Annotated in this window: 15 protein-coding genes; 5 read left to right on the top strand and 10 right to left on the bottom strand. The window is 59.7% G+C overall.

The features are described from left to right. Position 1 precedes the first annotated feature (1 nt). From C7534_RS06190 to C7534_RS06175, 4 genes are all read left to right on the top strand, one after another. Complete coding sequence (locus C7534_RS06190; protein ID WP_109785286.1) at positions 2-1,123, top strand: methionine ABC transporter ATP-binding protein; 1,122 nt, start codon at positions 2-4, stop codon at positions 1,121-1,123. Next, positions 1,113-1,757: a methionine ABC transporter permease gene (locus C7534_RS06185; RefSeq protein WP_046031334.1), complete on the top strand. Its 645-nt coding sequence runs from the start codon at positions 1,113-1,115 to the stop codon at positions 1,755-1,757. The genes C7534_RS06190 and C7534_RS06185 overlap by 11 nt, the downstream gene beginning before the upstream one ends. 520 nt (positions 1,758-2,277) lie before the next feature. Next, positions 2,278-2,634, top strand: coding sequence for a DUF6124 family protein (locus C7534_RS06180; RefSeq protein ID WP_046031335.1), 357 nt, complete (start codon positions 2,278-2,280; stop codon positions 2,632-2,634). 114 nt (positions 2,635-2,748) lie between these two features. After that, complete coding sequence (locus C7534_RS06175; RefSeq protein WP_109785285.1) at positions 2,749-3,378, top strand: class I SAM-dependent methyltransferase; 630 nt, start codon at positions 2,749-2,751, stop codon at positions 3,376-3,378. A 112-nt stretch (positions 3,379-3,490) separates the two neighbouring features. On the opposite strand, the gene C7534_RS06170 is transcribed toward C7534_RS06175, so the two are convergent. From C7534_RS06170 to C7534_RS06160, 3 genes are read right to left on the bottom strand one after another with little or no spacing between them, the layout of a single operon-like run. Further along, entirely contained in the window at positions 3,491-6,541 is a 3,051-nt protein-coding gene (locus C7534_RS06170; protein WP_046031337.1) for an efflux RND transporter permease subunit, read from the bottom strand. Next, positions 6,538-7,614, bottom strand: a complete 1,077-nt coding sequence (locus C7534_RS06165; protein ID WP_109785284.1) for an efflux RND transporter periplasmic adaptor subunit — start codon at positions 7,612-7,614, stop codon at positions 6,538-6,540. Before C7534_RS06165 ends, C7534_RS06170 begins: the two co-directional genes overlap by 4 nt. Further along, complete coding sequence (locus tag C7534_RS06160) at positions 7,611-8,714, bottom strand: efflux RND transporter periplasmic adaptor subunit (protein WP_077432237.1); 1,104 nt, start codon at positions 8,712-8,714, stop codon at positions 7,611-7,613. The genes C7534_RS06165 and C7534_RS06160 overlap by 4 nt, the downstream gene beginning before the upstream one ends. Before the next feature lie 178 nt (positions 8,715-8,892). On the opposite strand from C7534_RS06160, the gene C7534_RS06155 reads away from it, so the two are divergent. Beyond that, positions 8,893-10,089 (top strand): AAA family ATPase, encoded by a 1,197-nt coding sequence (locus tag C7534_RS06155; RefSeq protein ID WP_109785283.1) that lies wholly within the window; start codon positions 8,893-8,895, stop codon positions 10,087-10,089. 97 nt (positions 10,090-10,186) lie between these two features. On the opposite strand, the gene C7534_RS06150 is transcribed toward C7534_RS06155, so the two are convergent. The 7 genes from C7534_RS06150 to C7534_RS06115 form a co-directional block, all read right to left on the bottom strand. Continuing rightward, the gene (locus C7534_RS06150; RefSeq protein ID WP_109785282.1) at positions 10,187-11,053 is read right to left on the bottom strand and encodes a transporter substrate-binding domain-containing protein; all 867 of its coding nucleotides are present in this window, start codon (positions 11,051-11,053) and stop codon (positions 10,187-10,189) included. Beyond that, a complete protein-coding gene (locus C7534_RS06145) occupies positions 11,050-11,832 on the bottom strand; it encodes an amino acid ABC transporter ATP-binding protein (protein WP_046031342.1) in 783 nt (260 codons plus the stop codon). Before C7534_RS06145 ends, C7534_RS06150 begins: the two co-directional genes overlap by 4 nt. Further along, complete coding sequence (locus C7534_RS06140; protein ID WP_046031343.1) at positions 11,829-12,488, bottom strand: amino acid ABC transporter permease; 660 nt, start codon at positions 12,486-12,488, stop codon at positions 11,829-11,831. Before C7534_RS06140 ends, C7534_RS06145 begins: the two co-directional genes overlap by 4 nt. After that, positions 12,469-13,134, bottom strand: coding sequence for an amino acid ABC transporter permease (locus C7534_RS06135; protein WP_046031344.1), 666 nt, complete (start codon positions 13,132-13,134; stop codon positions 12,469-12,471). Before C7534_RS06135 ends, C7534_RS06140 begins: the two co-directional genes overlap by 20 nt. A gap of 560 nt (positions 13,135-13,694) precedes the next feature. Beyond that, positions 13,695-14,492, bottom strand: coding sequence for a MetQ/NlpA family ABC transporter substrate-binding protein (locus C7534_RS06125; protein WP_109785280.1), 798 nt, complete (start codon positions 14,490-14,492; stop codon positions 13,695-13,697). 147 nt (positions 14,493-14,639) lie between these two features. Further along, a complete protein-coding gene (locus tag C7534_RS06120; protein ID WP_109785279.1) occupies positions 14,640-15,584 on the bottom strand; it encodes a sigma 54-interacting transcriptional regulator in 945 nt (314 codons plus the stop codon). A 59-nt stretch (positions 15,585-15,643) separates the two neighbouring features. Continuing rightward, positions 15,644-16,225 carry an alpha/beta hydrolase gene (locus tag C7534_RS06115; protein WP_046031347.1) on the bottom strand — a complete coding sequence of 194 codons (582 nt, stop codon included), beginning with the start codon at positions 16,223-16,225 and terminating at the stop codon, positions 15,644-15,646. Positions 16,226-16,339 lie beyond the last annotated feature (114 nt).

Here is a 16,339-nt window from a genome sequence, read left to right as displayed (position 1 = left end):
GATGACGGCAGCCACCCAACGGCGACTGGAGATTCCAGAGCCCCATAACGCTATACAAACCGAACTGCACCCGGACCTGAACCGCGCCCACGTGCGTTTCATTGGCCTGGGCAAAACCTACGACGGCCAACAAGGCCCGGTGGCGGCACTGCACGGCGTCGACCTGGCGATACAGCGCGGCGAAGTGTTTGGCATCATCGGCCGCAGCGGCGCCGGCAAATCGTCGTTGATCCGCACCATCAACCGTCTGGAACAACCGAGCAGCGGTCGCGTATTGATCGATCAGGTGGACATCGGCGAGTTCGATGAAGACCGTCTGGTGGCGCTGCGTCGGCGCATTGGCATGATCTTCCAGCACTTCAACCTGATGTCAGCCAAAACGGTGTGGCAGAACGTCGAGTTGCCGCTGAAAGTCGCCGGTGTGCCCAAGGACAAACGCGAGCAGAAGGTTCGTGAACTGCTGGAACTGGTGGGCCTGCAAGGCAAGCACCAGGCCTACCCGGCGCAGCTGTCCGGCGGGCAGAAACAGCGCGTCGGCATCGCCCGTGCGCTGGTGCATGACCCGGCGATTTTGCTGTGCGACGAAGCCACTTCGGCGCTGGACCCGGAGACCACCCAATCGATCCTCGGCCTGTTGCGCGAGATCAATCAGCGCCTGGGTTTGACCATCGTTTTGATCACTCACGAAATGGCGGTGATCCGCGATATTTGCGACCGCGTCGTGGTGCTCGAGCACGGGAAGATCGTCGAGCAGGGGCCTGTGTGGGAAGTGTTCGGCGATCCGCAGCACGAGGTCAGCAAAACGCTGCTGGCGCCGCTGCAACACGCCTTGCCGGAGGAATTGCACAATCGCTTGCGAGCGCAATCGCAGAGCCCGGATGCCGCTGTGGTGCTGCGTTTGCAGTTCACCGGCAGCGCCAGCGATGAGCCGGATCTGGCGGCATTATTCGCCGCCCTCGGCGGCCGGGTGAAGTTGTTGCAGGGTGGCGTGGAACGGATTCAGGGCCATGCGCTGGGGCAGTTGTTGTTGGCGGTGAGCGGCTCACCGTTCGATGCCGAAGACCTGCGCCAGCGCGCCAGCCAATGGGCGCAACAGGTGGAGGTGCTGGGTTATGTGGTTTGATCGCTTGCTGCAAGGCTTCATCGACACCTTCCTGATGGTCGGCGTATCGTCATTGATCGCGCTGCTGGTGGGCATTCCGCTGGCGGTGTTTCTGGTCACCAGTTCCAAGGGTGGCATCTACGAAGCGCCGACGCTGAACCGCGCGTTGGGCGCATTCGTGAACCTGTTCCGCTCGATTCCGTTTTTGATTTTGATGGTAGCGCTGATTCCGTTTACCCGGCTCATTGTCGGCACGACGTATGGCGTCTGGGCGGCGGTGGTTCCACTGACCATTGCCGCGACGCCATTCTTTGCGCGCATCGCCGAAGTCAGTTTGCGTGAGGTCGATTTCGGCTTGATCGAAGCGGCGCAGGCGATGGGGTGCCGGCGTTGGCACATTGTCTGGCATGTGCTGCTGCCCGAGGCGCTGCCGGGGATTGTCGGCGGTTTCACGATTACGCTGGTGACGATGATCAACTCGTCGGCCATGGCCGGGGCGATTGGTGCCGGCGGATTGGGCGACATCGCGTATCGGTATGGCTATCAGCGATTCGACAGCCAGATCATGCTGACGGTGATTGTGTTGCTGGTGGTGTTGGTGGCGGTGATTCAGTTGGGCGGGGATCGATTGGCGCGGGGGCTCAACAAGCGTTAAGCCGCGACACACTTTGTAGCAGCTGGCGAAGCCTGCGTTCGGCTGCGAAGCAGTCGTAAACCCTGCTTGCAGAGTCTTCCTGAAACACCGCGAACACTGATTTCACGACTGCTGCGCAGCCGAACGCAGGCTTCGCCAGCTGCTACAGGTTGCATTGCGGCTTGGCTGATCGGGGAAGTTTTCGTACAGGAAAATCAGAGCTTCCGAAGGTCCGTTCCCTTTCCTTTGCAGGACATTTCCTAGATCATTCCGCTCGCTTGCGCCTGCCAGATTCGGTGGCTAGTCTCGGTCCGTCACTGCTCATCAGTGATCGGGTTTAGTCGCCCGGATCTCTCTAGGCGCACAGCGCCACCTCATTTCAGGTGTTCTCATTTCCTGAAAGCTATGGTGGCTGTGCGCAGGGCACCTTCGGGTGCGCCGGTATGCCTGGAGGCCGGTCGACTAACCTGCGTGCAGCCGCCACCCCTGCTCGTTTAGTCGCGATTACGGTTGGCTCCAATTAGCTCTAGGAGTTTTACCAATGAAGAAATCCGTACCCGATCCACCTCCCGAAACCTCTACCCACGAAACCGCCACTGAAGCCCCGCCCAGGGATCGATCAGCGCTCTACCGTGCCATTGATTTCTACCTCACTGGCGACCAACCTTCACCGCCCGATGAGCTGCGCTTCTACAACGTCAGCAAAGACGTGAGTTTCGAAGACACCCAGCTCTATGTCGCCGATCTGCTGCGCTGTGCTTCGGTGACCGCATATCAGTGTGGCGATCACCTCAAGGGTGCCGACCGGGCGATGGTGTTTTCGGTCTGGCATTTGCTGGAGATCGCCAAAGCCATGGTGGATCGCTCGATTGATTGCCTAGGGATGAAGCAGGGCTGAGTTATTGGTTGTCAGTGATACCGCCATCGCGAGCTTGCTCGCGATTGGCTGCGAAGCAGCCACCGGCTTCATGGCGTATATTCGGCAAACCCTAATTGCCCGTGCAGCCCGACCATGAAGCAGACGCCCACCGACCTTGAGCAGATCACCGCCACCACCCTCGGCCATTACAACTCGGTGGCCGAGGACTTTCGCGAGGGCACTCGCGATCACGATGTCAGCCAGAACATCGATGCCCTGTTGCGGCATATTCAAGGCGAGGCGCCGTTCGACATTCTTGATTTTGGCTGCGGCCCGGGCCGCGACCTGCAAACCTTTACGCGCATGGGCCATAGCGCCATCGGTCTCGACGGCTCAGAAAAACTGGCGCAGATGGCACGCGAGGACAGCGGTTGTGAGGTCTGGCAGCAGGACTTCCTGAAGCTTGATTTACCGGCCGAACGCTTCGACGGAATTTTTGCCAATGCGGTGTTGTTTCACATCCCGCGCCAGGAATTACCACGGGTGTTGAAGCAACTGCGCGGGGCGTTGAAACCGGGTGGGGTGTTGTTCAGTTCCAATCCTCGCGGGGAGAATCAGGAGGGCTGGAACGGGCCGCGTTATGGGTCGTATCACGACCTTGCGGCTTGGCAGCAGTTACTGACCGAGGCGGGGTTTGTGGAGTTGGAGCACTACTACCGGCCAGCGGGGCTGCCGCGGGAGCGGCAGCCTTGGTTGGCGAGTGTCTGGCGTAAGCCTGTGTAGTCAGTTCGGACGCCTTCGCGGGCAAGCCCGCTCCCACAGGGTACGCGGTCACTGTGGGGGCGGCGGTGCGACGATTCGACTTGCCCGCGATTAGAGCGCGAAGCGCTCGCCTTTAAGCCACCTCTTTCTTCGGCTCGCGAATTTTGTACCAGGCCACATAAAGCGCCGGCAAAAACAGCAGCGTCAGCAAGGTTGCGATGACAATCCCGCCGATCATCGCGTAGGCCATCGGCCCCCAGAACACTTCCCGGGCAATCGGAATCATCCCCAGGCTCGCCGCCGCCGCCGTCAGCAGGATCGGCCGACGTCGATGCTCGGTGGCCTCGACCACCGCGTCCCACGGCGCATAGCCCTTCTTCTCGTATTCGTCGATCTGGGTCACCAGAATCACCGAGTTACGGATGATGATGCCGATCAGCGCCAAAATCCCAAGGATCGCCACAAAGCCCATCGGCGTGCCTGTCGGCACCAGCGCGATCACCACGCCGATCAGGCCCAACGGCGCGACGCTGGCCACCAGGAACAGCTTCTGCACGCTGTGCAACTGGATCATCAGGAAGGTCGCCATCAAGAACAGCATCAGCGGCACAACCTTGGCAATCGGCCCCTGGGCCTTGCCGCTTTCCTCCACCGTACCGCCGGTGGCGACCTTGTAACCTGCCGGCAGCTTGGCAGCGAAGGCGTCGATGGACGGCTTGAGGATCTTCACCAGGTCCGTCGGCTGGATCTCGTCGCGTATCGCCGCCTTGATGGTGATGGTCGGCAGACGATCGCGACGCCACACCAGCGGCTGCTCCAGCTCGTAGCGCACGGTGGCAAACGCCAACAGCGGAATCGACGTGCCGTTCGGCGAGACGATCTGCAAGTTCTGCAGGGTTTCCGGCGTACCACGTTCGGAATCCACTGCACGCCCGACCACATTGATCAGATAGATGTCGTCATCGACCTGGGTCACCGCCTGGCCGCTGACGATGCCGTTCATCAGGTTGGCCACGTCTTCGGAAGACAGCCCCAACTGCCGCGCCTTGTCTTGGGCAATGTCGATGCGCAGCACTTTGCCCGGTTCGTTCCAGTCGTAGATGATCTCGCCAATGTGCGGGTTCTTGTCCAGTTCGGAGGCCAGGTCGATGGCGTGCCGGCGAACCTGGTCGATGTCTTTGCCGCTGATCCGGTACTGGATCGGACGCCCTACCGGCGGGCCCATTTCCAGTGCCTGGACATAACCGCCGATGCCGACGAAGTCATTGCGCAAGCGCTCACGAAGCTTCTGCATCATGGCCTCACGGGTCTTGCCTTTGCTGACGATCACCAACTGCGCATAGAACGGGTTTTGCAGTTGTTGGTCCAGAGGCAGATAGAAACGGATCGCGCCCTGACCGATGTAGGTGCTCCAGCGCACGATGTCCGGATCGTCCTTGAGCGTGGCTTCGAGACGATCGACGGCCCGGCGGGTTTCGTCGATCGAGGCGTTTTGCGGCAGGTTCAGGTCGACCAGGATTTCCGGGCGATCCGAAGACGGGAAGAACTGGTTCTGCACAAAACGCATGCAAAACAACGCCAGCACAAAACACAGCACAGTGATGCCGATGGCCCACCAGCGATTGCGCATGCACCACAGCAGCCCGCCATTGAACGCCTTGCCGATGCGTCCGGGTTCGCCTTCATGGGGTTTCACGTTGGCACTGAGAATGTGCACGCCGAGCACCGGTGCAAACAGTACCGCCACCACCCACGACACCAGCATTGCGCAGGCAATCACCGCAAACAGCGTGTAGGTGTACTCACCCGCGGAACTGGCGTTCAAGCCGATCGGCACGAACCCCGCCACCGTTACCAGCGTACCGGTCAACATCGGGAACGCCGTGGAGGTGTAGGCGAACGTGGCGGCTTGCTCCTTGGTGTCGCCCAACTCAAGGCGCGTGACCATCATCTCCACGGTGATCATCGCGTCGTCCACCATCAGGCCGAGGGAAATGATCAGTGCGCCAAGGGAGATCCGCTGCATGGTAATGCCGCTGTACTCCATGAACACGAAGACCAACGCCAGCACCAACGGGATCGAGCACGCCACCACCAGCCCGGCACGCACACCGAGGCTGATGAAGCTAACCACCAGCACGATGATCACCGCTTCGAACAGCGCACGGGTAAAGCCGCCGACGGCCTCTTCCACCACCACGGCCTGATCCGAGACGTTGTAGATGCCAACACCCACCGGCAGGTCGGCGGTCAGTTGTTCGATACGCTCGTGCAAGGCCTTGCCGAACGCCTGGACGTTGCCACCCGTCTGCATGGCAATCGCCAGGCCGATGGCCTGTTTGCCGTTGAAGCGAAATTCCGGCGAGGCCGGGTCGACATAGCCGCGACTGATTTCGGCAATGTCGGCCAGACGATAGTAGCGGTCGTTGAGCTTGAGGTTGACCTCGGCCAGGTCTTTCTCCGAAGCGAACTTCCCTGAAGTGCGCACCGAAATCCGCTCCGGCCCGGCCTCTATGACACCTGCCGGGGTCACGGCGTTCTGGGTTTGCAGGCTCTGCACCACCTGACGCTGATCGATGCCCAGCGCTGCGAGTTTGCGTGTGGAGAAATTCAGGTACAGCACTTCGTCCTGCTGGCCGACCATTTCGATCTTGCCCAGCCCCGGCACGCCGCGAATTTCCATGCGCGCCTGTTCCACGTAGTCGCGCAACTGACGCAAGGTCAGGCCGTCAGCGGTGAAGGCGTAGATCGACCCGAAGACGTCACCGAACTCGTCGTTGAACGACGGCCCCTGTATGCCTTGCGGGAACTGGTACTTGATGTCGTTGATCTTCTTGCGTACCTGGTACCAGATCTCCGGGATGTCCTTGGAATTGGTAGTGTCGCGCAAGTACACGTACACCGTGGACTCGCCCGGCCGTGTGTAGCTTTTCACGTAGTCGAGGGAGTCGAGCTCTTCGAGTTTTTTCTCGATCCGGTCAGTGATCTGCTTGAGCGTTTCCTCCTGGGTCGCGCCCGGCCATTTGCTCTGGATCACCATGGTTTTGATGGTGAACGAAGGGTCTTCTTCGCGCCCCAGGTTGAAGTACGAGAACACACCCATCAGCAACGCGACGAACATCAGATACCAGACGAACGACTGATGCTTGAGGGCCCATTCCGAGAGATTGAAAGGCCCTTTCATTGACTGTCCTCGTCGAATTTCACTGGTTGCCCCGGTTTGAGGCTGTTTACGCCGGCCGTGATGACGCGCTCGCCGTTCTTGACGCCGCCGGCCAGCACCACGGTGCTGTCGGTACGGCTGATGACCTTGACGTCCCTGGGTGCCACGGTCTTTTTCTGTGTATCAATCACCCAGATGCGGGGTTTGCCGTCGACCTCCTGCAACGAGGTGAGAGGCAGTTCGATGCGCGGCTTGATCGCCGAACTCAGGGTGACGCTGATCGCGGTGCCCAAACGAAAGCCTTCCGGCGTTTCAGCGAGGGTCAGGCGAGCACGACGGGTGCGCGTGGCACTCTGCGCCTGGGGTTCGATTTCGCGGATGATCGCGGTGGTGTTGGTGTTCGGGTCGAGTTGGGCGGCGACCTGAAACACCACATCCTCGGGCAGTTGATCGACCAATGTATCGGGCAGATCAATCACCGCTTCCTTGATGTCAGGTTGCGCCAGGGTCACCACTTGCTGGCCGGCGGAGACTACCTGGCCGGCCTCGGCGTTCCATGCGGTGACCACGGCTTTATGGTCGGAGCGCAACTCGGTGTAGCCGAGTTGATCCTGGCTCTGGCTGACCGTCGCCTGAGCTTGATCGAGGGAGGCCTGGGTGGTTTTCAGATCGGTCAGGGCGGCGTCCAGCTGCGCTTGCGCACCCACTCCGCGATCAAACAGGGCCTGCTGGCGCGACGCACTGGCTTTGGCATTGATCAATTGCGCGAAGATTTTCGCCAGGTCGCCCTGAGCCGAACGCAACTGGTTTTGCTGATCAGAAGGATCAAGGGTCGCGAGCAATGTGCCCTTCTCGACCTCGGCCCCGACATCGACGTTACGACTGGCGATGCGCCCGCCCACCCGAAAACCGGTATTGCTTTCGTAACGCGCCTGGATACTGCCGGCAAACCGGCCCAGATCCTCTTCGTTCAAGGCCTTGACCTTGACGGACAGCACGGGACGTACCGGCTGCGGTGGCGGTTCGTTTTTGGAACAGGCGCTCAGCACCAGCCCAAGGGACAATCCAAGGGGCAATGCCCAAAAAGGCTTCATGGCTTGGCTCCCCAACTCAGATCCTTGTAAGTATTTTCGGCAATCTCGACTTCCATGCCCGGGTGCAACAACTGCCCTCCGGCGATGATGACTTTGTCGCCCTCGTTGAGGCCTTTACTGATAATGACCCTGCCGGTCAGGTAGCGTAAAACGGTGACCGAGTGCAATTGGGCCTGGCCTTTGTCGTCGACCAACCAGACAGCAGGCTCACTGATGTTTTTGGTCAGGGCCGACCATGGCAACTCAATCGCAGACTTTCCCGAACCTCTGGCCGTGGCGCTCACCACCGAACCCAATTGCATCCCGGCGGGCAGGCTGTCGAGGCCAACCTTGACCTGCACGGTGCCGGACTGGGCGGACACCGCCGGGGTCACTTCGCGCACGGTGCCGGTGGTTTTGATCTCGGGGTTATCGAGCAGACTGAGGACAATGGTTTGATCCGTCGGCTTCTCGGCCAGTAGCGATTCATAGACATTGAACACCGCATCTCGATCGCCATCGCGAGCCAGGCTGAAAACCGGCATTGTCGCCTGCACCACCTGGCCGACTTCAGCCTGACGTGCGGTGATGATGCCCGGCGCTTCGGCGATCAGTGCGGTGTAGCTCAGTTGATCGCGGGCATTGGCCAGCTGCGCCTGGGCCGCGCTCAATGCGCTCTGACTGCTGCGCAACGCTGCCTGCGCCGAGTCATATTCGCTCTGGCTGGTGTAGCCCTTGGGCAGGAGTTTTTGCTGGCGCACGAACGCCGCCGCATTCTGCTTGACCAGCGCCTGTTGGGCGGCCACTTGGGCCTGGGCCGAATCGACATTGGTCTGCAAGTCCTTGGGATCGAGGCGCGCCAGCACTTGCTTGGCGGTCACCCGATCACCGACATCCACCGTACGCTGGATGATTTTGCCGCCGACGCGGAAGGACAGCTCGGTCTGGACACGGGCCTGAATGTCACCCGTCAGCGTCACCGAGGCCGCGTAATCCGACGGTTTGACCACTTGTACGAATACCCTTGGCAGGTATTCCTGAATCGGTTTTTTCTCGTCGCATGCCGTCAGCAGCATTGTGACACTCAAGGCCATGATGACTTTCAATCCGGGAACCGCCATGCAAACTCCTTGGCCTTTTTTATGAACAACACGACAGAGAGCTTAGAACAATGTCGTGACCTTGCACGCCCGACTTATGAAGAAAAAAGTTGTCATGATTGACCCTAAAACACTTGCCATAGACGCCTGCGCGCACCCGACAATGCCCGCCTATTGAACCCGCCCAAGGAACCGGCACATGCTCAACACCCTCGCGGTGGCCAATTACCGCTCGATCAATAAATTGGTCATCCCACTGGGCCGCTTGAACCTGATTACCGGTCCGAATGGCAGCGGTAAATCCAATCTATACCGCGCACTGCGCCTGCTGGCGGAAACCGCTCAGGGTGGCGTGGTCAATGCGCTGGCCCGTGAGGGTGGGCTGGACTCGACCTTCTGGGCCGGGCCGGAAAACATCACCCGACGCATGCGCAATGGTGAAGTCCCGGTCGAGGCAACGGTGAGACACGGCGTCAAACGACTGCGTCTGGGGTTTGCCGGTGAGGATTTCAGCTATTCGATCAGCCTCGGGCTGCCCGATTCCAACGGCCACTTCATGCTGCCCGAACACCCTACCCCCATTCCGTCGCGTTTCAGCCTGGACCCGCAAATCAAGCGTGAATGCGTCTGGGCCGGGCCAATCTATCGGCCGGCCAGCCTGCTGGTGGATCGCAACGGCCCGATGATCCGCGCCAGAGCCAATCGCAGCTGGGACGTGCTGGCCCAACACACGCCGAATTTCGACAGCCTGTTCGATCAGGTCGGCAGCTTGCGTTCTTCGCCGGAGGTCCTGGAATTACGCGAGTTCATCCGTCGCTGGCGCTTCTACGATCACTTTCGCAGTGACGCCGACGCGCCCGTGCGTCAACCGCAACTCGGCACCCGCACGCCCGTGTTGCACCACGACGGGCGCGACCTGGCGGCCGCCTTGCAGACCATCATTGAAATCGGCGACCCCGAGGCGCTGCGAACCGCGATCAGCGACGCCTTTCCCGGTGCGAGACTGCACATCGCGCCGTTGCAAGGCGGACGGTTTTCCATCGAGTTTTATCAGGAAGGGTTGTTACGGCCGTTATCGGCCGCCGAATTGTCGGACGGGACGCTGCGTTATTTGCTGCTCGTCGCCGCGCTGCTGACGCCACGCCCACCCACGTTGATGGTGCTGAACGAGCCGGAAACCAGTCTGCATCCGGATCTGTTGCCGGCCTTGGCACGTTTGATTATCCGGGCCTCGGAGCAGTGCCAGGTGTGGGTGGTGTCTCATGCGCGGCGGTTGATTTCAGCGTTGCAGGAAGACCCGGAATGCAATTGCATCGTGCTGGAGAAAAACCTCGGCCAGACCGGCATTGTCGGCCAGCGAATGCTCGATGAGCCGGCGTGGAACTGGCCGGATTGAGGCTGCCCCCCCGCCCTGCGGCGTGGGAGCTCGCTCCCGCTTGATCGTTCCCACGCTCTGCGTGGGAACGATCAGTGCTCCTGCGTAGAAACGATCATCAGCCCTGCCACTTCCCGCCCTCGACAATCACACTCTCAGGCTTGGTGTCATCGCTCAGTTCCTTGCGCACGTACTGGTCGTACAGCTTGAGCAAATACTTCTCCTCACCCAGTTTCGCCAACTCGGTATTCACCCAGTCTCGCAGCTCGATATTGCCCTTCTTCACCGCTGGCGCGATCGGTGCCTCAGCGCCCAGTGTCTGGGTCAATACGCGGTAGCCAGGGTTTTGCTTGGCCCAGCTGAACAGCACCAGATTGTCCTGCGCATAGGCATCACCGCGACCATTGGCCAGGGCTTGCAGGGATTCGGAGTTCTTCTCGAACTTCAGCAGTTTCCAGTCCGGGTGATTCTTGGTCAGCCAGATGTCCGCCGTCGTACCGGTGGTGACGATGGTGGTGCGCGTCGCCAGGTCATCGAGGTTTTTCACTGTGCTGGCTTGTGGCACCAAAGCCTGTACCGCGACTTTCAGGTTCGGGTTGGTGAATTCCACTGCTTCCTTGCGCTCCGGGGTGACGGTCATGTTGGCCAGGATCAGATCGACCTTGTCACTTTGCAGAAACGGAATCCGGCTGGCCGGCTCCACCGCGACGAACTCGACTTTGTTTTCATCGCCCAACAAATCCTTGGCGAATTGACGACCGATGTCCGTATCGAAACCCACGTAGCGCCCGGCCTCATTGACGAAACCGAACGGCGGCTTATCGGTGAAGACGCCAACGATCAGTTTGTCCCGGGCTTTGATTTTTTCCAGGTAACTGCCACTGGTGGCGACCGGCTTGGCGGGCTCCTCGGATTTGTTGCAACCGGCCAGTAACGCGAGGCCGAACAATGACAGTAGCAAGCGTGAAGTCTTGGCAGTTTTCATAGCAGTTCCAGTTCCTTTGTTTGAGTCGTTTTGGGTAGTGCGGCGACGTAGGAGAACTTCTCCAGGAACTGCTGCGCTCGTGCGGTTTGCGGGTTCGTAAAGAAAATCTCGGGAGGGTTTTGCTCAAGGATTCGCCCGGCATCCATGAACACGATGCGGTCCGCCACAGCGCGGGCGAAGGCCATTTCGTGGGTGACGATCAACAGCGTCATGCCTTCGCGGGCCAGGCCTTGAATGACGTCCAGAACCTCCTTGACCATTTCCGGGTCGAGGGCGGCGGTGACTTCGTCGAAGAGCATGACCTGAGGGTTCATGCACAGCGAACGGAGGATGGCGATGCGTTGCTGCTGGCCACCGGAGAGCTGACGCGGGAATGCGTCGCGCTTGTCCGCCAGGCCCACGCGCGCCAGCAAGGCTTCGGCCTGGTCACGGGCCTCACGGCGGTCGCGCTTCTGCACTTTCAGCGGGCCGAGCAACAGGTTGTCGAGCACGCTCATGTGCGGGAACAAGTGATAGCTCTGGAACACCATGCCGATCTGTTGGCGTACTTCGCGCCAGTCGGTGCCCTTGCCCAGCAGTTCGCGGCCGGCCAGTTGCAGGCTGCCACTGTGCGCGACCTCCAGTCCGTTGAGACAGCGCAGCAGGGTGCTTTTGCCACAACCGCTGGGGCCCAGGATGACGATGACTTCGCCCGCCTTAACCTGTAAGTCGATGCCATTGAGCACCTGCTGTGCGCCGAAGAACTTGTTGAAACCCTTGAACTCGATCAGTGCGTTCATGCTTGCGTCCAGCGCCGCTCCAGCACGCGCGAGGCGGCCGAGAGCGGGTAGCAGATGAAAAAGAAAAACAGGAAAAGTGCGCCGTAGATCAGCACCGATTCGTAAGTGCGTTCGATGATCTGCTGGCCGACCTTGATCACATCCACCACACCGATCAGCACCGCCAGGGAGCTGGTTTTGATGATGCGCGTGTAGACGTTGATGGTCGGCGGTGTCATGCGTTTCAACGCTTGCGGCAGCAGCACGTAGCCGTAGAGTTGCACGCCGTTCAAGCCAATCGACAACCCGGCTTCACGCTGCCCGCGTGGCAATGAATGCAACGCGCCGCGCACCACTTCGCCGACTTCACTGGCGCCCCACAACGACAACACCAACACCGCGCACCAGAAGCTCGGAATGCTCAAGCCGAAGAAAATCGGCAAGCCAAAGAACAGCAAATACAGCCAGACCAGCACCGGGATCGCCCGGAACAATTCCAGGTACACCCGCAGGATCGCGTTCAGCCATGTCGAATTCAGCGTACGCAACACGCCATAGAGCACGCCGCCGACGGTGCTGATGGCGATGCTCAGGAAGGAAATCGACAAGGTTTGCGCCGCGCCCTTGCCCAGTTGCGGCAACGACACCCAGAGCAACTCAAGACCCGAACTGGCCATGCTGGAGCCTCCTTTCCAGACGGCTGAGCAACAGCGACAGCGGCAGAAACAGCAACACGCAAATCAGCGTCAGCACGGTGAGCATTTCGTAGGTTTTGTAATACAGCGCGATGTAGCTTTTGGTGGTGTAGAGAATCTCTGGCACGGCCACCGCCGAGACCACGGTGGTTTCCTTGAGCAGGAAAATGAAATTGGCGAACAGCGACGGCAGGCTGAGGATTCCGGCTTGCGGCAGGATCACATAGCGCAGCAATTGCCCTTGGGACAGGCCGATGGATCGGCCGGATTCGAGTTGCGCCTGGGGCACGGCATCCACGCCGGCGCGCAGCACTTCGGTGAGGTACGCACCGCCAAGGAAGGTCATGGTGATGATCGCCGCGGCAAAGCCCGACACCTTGATGCCCAGCGCCGGCAAGGCAAAGTAGACGAAGAACAGTTGGATCAGCAGCGGCGTGTTGCGGGCAAGCTCGACATACAGGCCGACGAGGCGCTGCAAGTAAGGCGTGCGGAACACCAGAATGGTCGCGTTGACCAACGCCACCAACAGCGAAGTACCGATGGCAATAAAGCCGACCTGCAGCGTCACGCCCACGGCCTTGAGAAACGCCGGCAGGGTGCTGAGGATAAACGCGTAATCGAAAGTCATTGAACGTCCTGTACGCCGCTCGGTAAGCGACGGTGATGCACTCCATGGGCAGGGGATAACTGCCCGGCGGATATCGACTTTAAAGGTATAAAAACCATAATTTAAATACCGATAAAGCATATTGATATCACGCAAAAAACTATCTGCGGATTTGCTGTGGCAACGGAAGACGACTATTTTCCTTTGCACTGTAGGAGGGATCTTTTTTTCACATTGCCCCTCCAAGGACGTACAGCTTTTGGCCAGACTCCCCCGGCCGAACCATCACAAGGAAGAGAAAATGGCTGACGTAAAAGTGCCGCAGCGACTGGATCCGCAGGACATCGTGAAGTTATTGGTAGCGTTGCGCAGGGCGTTGAAGGCCGGGGTGGCCTGAACGATCGAGAGGTGGGCAGTTGTTGATCGTTCCCACGCTCTGCGTGGGAATGTAGCCCGTGACGCTCCGCGTCACTGGACGCAGAGCGTCCCTAGAGGCATTCCCACGCGGAGCGTGGGAACGATCACGCCGACGCTGCATCAGCCGTCGGCGTTTGAAACCTTGAAAGGGTTTACGTCGCGAATCAGAACGCTGGCAGAACGGCGCCGCTGTACTTCTTCTCGATGAAGGCTTTCACTTCAGGGCTGGTCAGGGCCTTGGCCAGTTTCTGGATGGCATCGCTGTTCTTGTTGTCCTCACGGGCAACCAGGAAGTTCACGTAAGGCGAATCGGCGCCTTCGATCACCAGTGCATCCTTGGTCGGGTTCAACTTGGCTTCCAGCGCGTAGTTGGTGTTGATCATGTCCAGATCAACCTGATCCAGCACACGCGGGAGCATGGCCGATTCCAGTTCCTTGAACTTGAAGTTGTGCGGGTTCTTGGCGATGTCTTTCGGGGTCGCCAGGGCGTTCTTCGGGTCTTTCAACTCGATCAGGCCAGCCTTCTGCAGCAGGATCAGCGCACGGCCGCTGTTGCTGCCTTCGTTCGGGATGGCAATGGTCGCACCGTCTGGCAGTTCGGCCAGGGTTTTGTATTTCTTCGAGTAGCCACCGAACGGTTCAACGTGAACACCTTGCACGGTCACCAGGTACTTGGCTTTGTCGTCCTTGTACTTACCTTCGTTGAAGCTATTGAGGTATGGCAGAGTCTGGAAGTAGTTGGCATCCAGGCGCTTTTCGCCAACCTGTACGTTCGGCTGAACGTAGTCGGTGAAGACTTTGATTTCCAGGTCCACGCCTTCTTTGGCGAGGGTTGGCTTGATCAGCTCCAGAATCTCGGCGTGTGGAACCGGGGTAGCCGCAACTACCAGTTTCTCGCCAGCCTGGGCCAGGCCCGCAGTCAGGGCAGCCGCCAGAGCGGTGAACAACAGAACCTTTTTCATGCAGTGTCCTTATCGAAAATCACGGTCGTCATCGACGACGGCTAAATACAAGTGCCAGTGAAGTGCTATCGCTGGCGTGACGCGGACAATACCGGGATTTTTTATTCCCGAATAATATCTTTTATTCACTTTCATATTCCATTTTGCTCATACAGATCCGTGCAGCGTCTGCGTCAGGCTTTCCAGCAAACGCTTAAGCGCGGAACGCTCGGCTGCGCTGCCGTTTTCAATCAGTTGAGCCGCTTGCTGTTCGATCTGCGCCAGCGATTCTGGCGCTTCCGGCAAATTCAAATGCTCCGGCAAAATCTCGTCGCCGGTGCTCACCAACAATGCAAAGTGAATGATGTTTTCCAGCTCTCGGGTATTTCCCGGCCAACTGTGCCGCTCCAGCACACGCTGCGCGGTTTCACTGATCAACGGCACCGGCAGATCGAGGCGCTGGCTGTAGATGCCGAGGAAATACTCGGCCAGCGGCAGAATATCGCCCACGCGGTCACGCAATGCCGGCAGCTCCAGATGACCTTCGCTGAGGTAGTGATAAAGCCGCTCGTGGAATTTCCCGGCGGCTACGGCCTGGGCCAGATCTATGCTGGTCGCGGCGACCAGGCGCACGTCCACCGGGCTCGGTTGATGTGCGCCGACGCGGATGACTTCGTGGTTCTCAAGCGCGGACAACAATTTGATCTGAATCGGCAGCGGCAAATCGCCGATTTCATCCAGATAGAGCGTGCCGCCATTGGCCGAGCCGAACCACCCGGCGCGGCTGCTGGCCGAACCGCTGAAGCTGCCGGCGGCATAGCCGAACAATTCGGCATCGGCGTAAGTCGGGCTGATCGCGCCGCAATTGACCGACACGAACAAGCCGCCGCGATCACTGGCGCGATGGATATGACGCGCCAGCAATTCCTTGCCGGTGCCGGTTTCACCGCGGATCAATACCGAGATCGAACGCGGGGCCAGCGCTTCCAGTTCCTGGCGCAATTGCCGCGAACGCGGATCGACGAACACCAGCGCTTTGGCGCGGATGCTCAGGGGACTTTTTTCTGCATCGGGGAAGGTCAGCAGCGGCTGACCGAAGGCTTCAAAACTCATGGCAGACTCCCGCCCAAGGCCGCCGGGAGACGGGTAGGCGTTTTAAAAAAAATAAGGGTTCAAGCGCGGCGCAAGGCGTGGTGTTCCATTCGGTTTTGCAGGCGATAGAGGTACGCAAACCCCTGCTCCCAGCGCTGGTGACCCGACTTCACATTGATATGTCCGGCACCCGATAAAATCCCCGCCTCGGCACCCCAGTTGCGCGCCAGCTCAAGGGCTCGCGACGCACTGACGGCGTTGTCGTTGTCGGAGCTGACGACCTGGCTTGGAAACGGCAACAGGTCAGTGGGAATCGGCGCGAAGTTGCGCAAGGCCGGCGCGCACGCCGGGCGTTCGACATCGGCCGGCGCGACCAGCAAGGCCCCGCGAACCTGACGTAGAAATTGCACGGGGGCAGCCGCTGCCCAGTGGGCGACGGTGATGCAACCCAGGCTATGAGCGATCAGGATCACCGGCGTGCTGTCGGCGACTATCGCCTCGGCCAGCGCCGCGACCCAGTCTTCACGACGCGGCGTCAGCCAGTCGGCCTGCTCCACCCGCGCGCTGTTCGGCAGGCTGTTCTGCCAGTGGCTTTGCCAATGATCTTCCGGCGATCCTTGCCAGCCCGGCACAATCAGGTAGCGAATTGATTCGTTGCGCATGGGGAACTCTCCTGCAGCGTGTCTGTTCGTGGTCGAGTATAGGGAGGAGAGTTATATTCGTTAAGGAATAAGAAGCTATTTATTAATGCATTTATAGAATATGCAGGTTACCAA

Source organism: Pseudomonas sp. OV226 (assembly GCF_003148705.1).
Taxonomy (GTDB): Bacteria; Pseudomonadota; Gammaproteobacteria; order Pseudomonadales; family Pseudomonadaceae; genus Aquipseudomonas.
Note: the sequence above shows the minus strand (reverse complement) of the source record. Positions and strands in the feature narration are given on the sequence as shown.

What these genes read in the sequence shown, in the direction of transcription:
- C7534_RS06190 (WP_109785286.1), top strand. Translation starts at nt 2, where the DNA reads ATGACGGCAGCCACCCAACGGCGACTGGAGATTCCAGAGCCCCATAAC.
- C7534_RS06185 (WP_046031334.1), top strand. Translation starts at nt 1,113, where the DNA reads ATGTGGTTTGATCGCTTGCTGCAAGGCTTCATCGACACCTTCCTGATG.
- C7534_RS06180 (WP_046031335.1), top strand. Translation starts at nt 2,278, where the DNA reads ATGAAGAAATCCGTACCCGATCCACCTCCCGAAACCTCTACCCACGAA.
- C7534_RS06175 (WP_109785285.1), top strand. Translation starts at nt 2,749, where the DNA reads ATGAAGCAGACGCCCACCGACCTTGAGCAGATCACCGCCACCACCCTC.
- C7534_RS06170 (WP_046031337.1), bottom strand. Translation starts at nt 6,541, where the DNA reads ATGAAAGGGCCTTTCAATCTCTCGGAATGGGCCCTCAAGCATCAGTCG.
- C7534_RS06165 (WP_109785284.1), bottom strand. Translation starts at nt 7,614, where the DNA reads ATGAAGCCTTTTTGGGCATTGCCCCTTGGATTGTCCCTTGGGCTGGTG.
- C7534_RS06160 (WP_077432237.1), bottom strand. Translation starts at nt 8,714, where the DNA reads ATGGCGGTTCCCGGATTGAAAGTCATCATGGCCTTGAGTGTCACAATG.
- C7534_RS06155 (WP_109785283.1), top strand. Translation starts at nt 8,893, where the DNA reads ATGCTCAACACCCTCGCGGTGGCCAATTACCGCTCGATCAATAAATTG.
- C7534_RS06150 (WP_109785282.1), bottom strand. Translation starts at nt 11,053, where the DNA reads ATGAAAACTGCCAAGACTTCACGCTTGCTACTGTCATTGTTCGGCCTC.
- C7534_RS06145 (WP_046031342.1), bottom strand. Translation starts at nt 11,832, where the DNA reads ATGAACGCACTGATCGAGTTCAAGGGTTTCAACAAGTTCTTCGGCGCA.
- C7534_RS06140 (WP_046031343.1), bottom strand. Translation starts at nt 12,488, where the DNA reads ATGGCCAGTTCGGGTCTTGAGTTGCTCTGGGTGTCGTTGCCGCAACTG.
- C7534_RS06135 (WP_046031344.1), bottom strand. Translation starts at nt 13,134, where the DNA reads ATGACTTTCGATTACGCGTTTATCCTCAGCACCCTGCCGGCGTTTCTC.
- C7534_RS06125 (WP_109785280.1), bottom strand. Translation starts at nt 14,492, where the DNA reads ATGAAAAAGGTTCTGTTGTTCACCGCTCTGGCGGCTGCCCTGACTGCG.
- C7534_RS06120 (WP_109785279.1), bottom strand. Translation starts at nt 15,584, where the DNA reads ATGAGTTTTGAAGCCTTCGGTCAGCCGCTGCTGACCTTCCCCGATGCA.
- C7534_RS06115 (WP_046031347.1), bottom strand. Translation starts at nt 16,225, where the DNA reads ATGCGCAACGAATCAATTCGCTACCTGATTGTGCCGGGCTGGCAAGGA.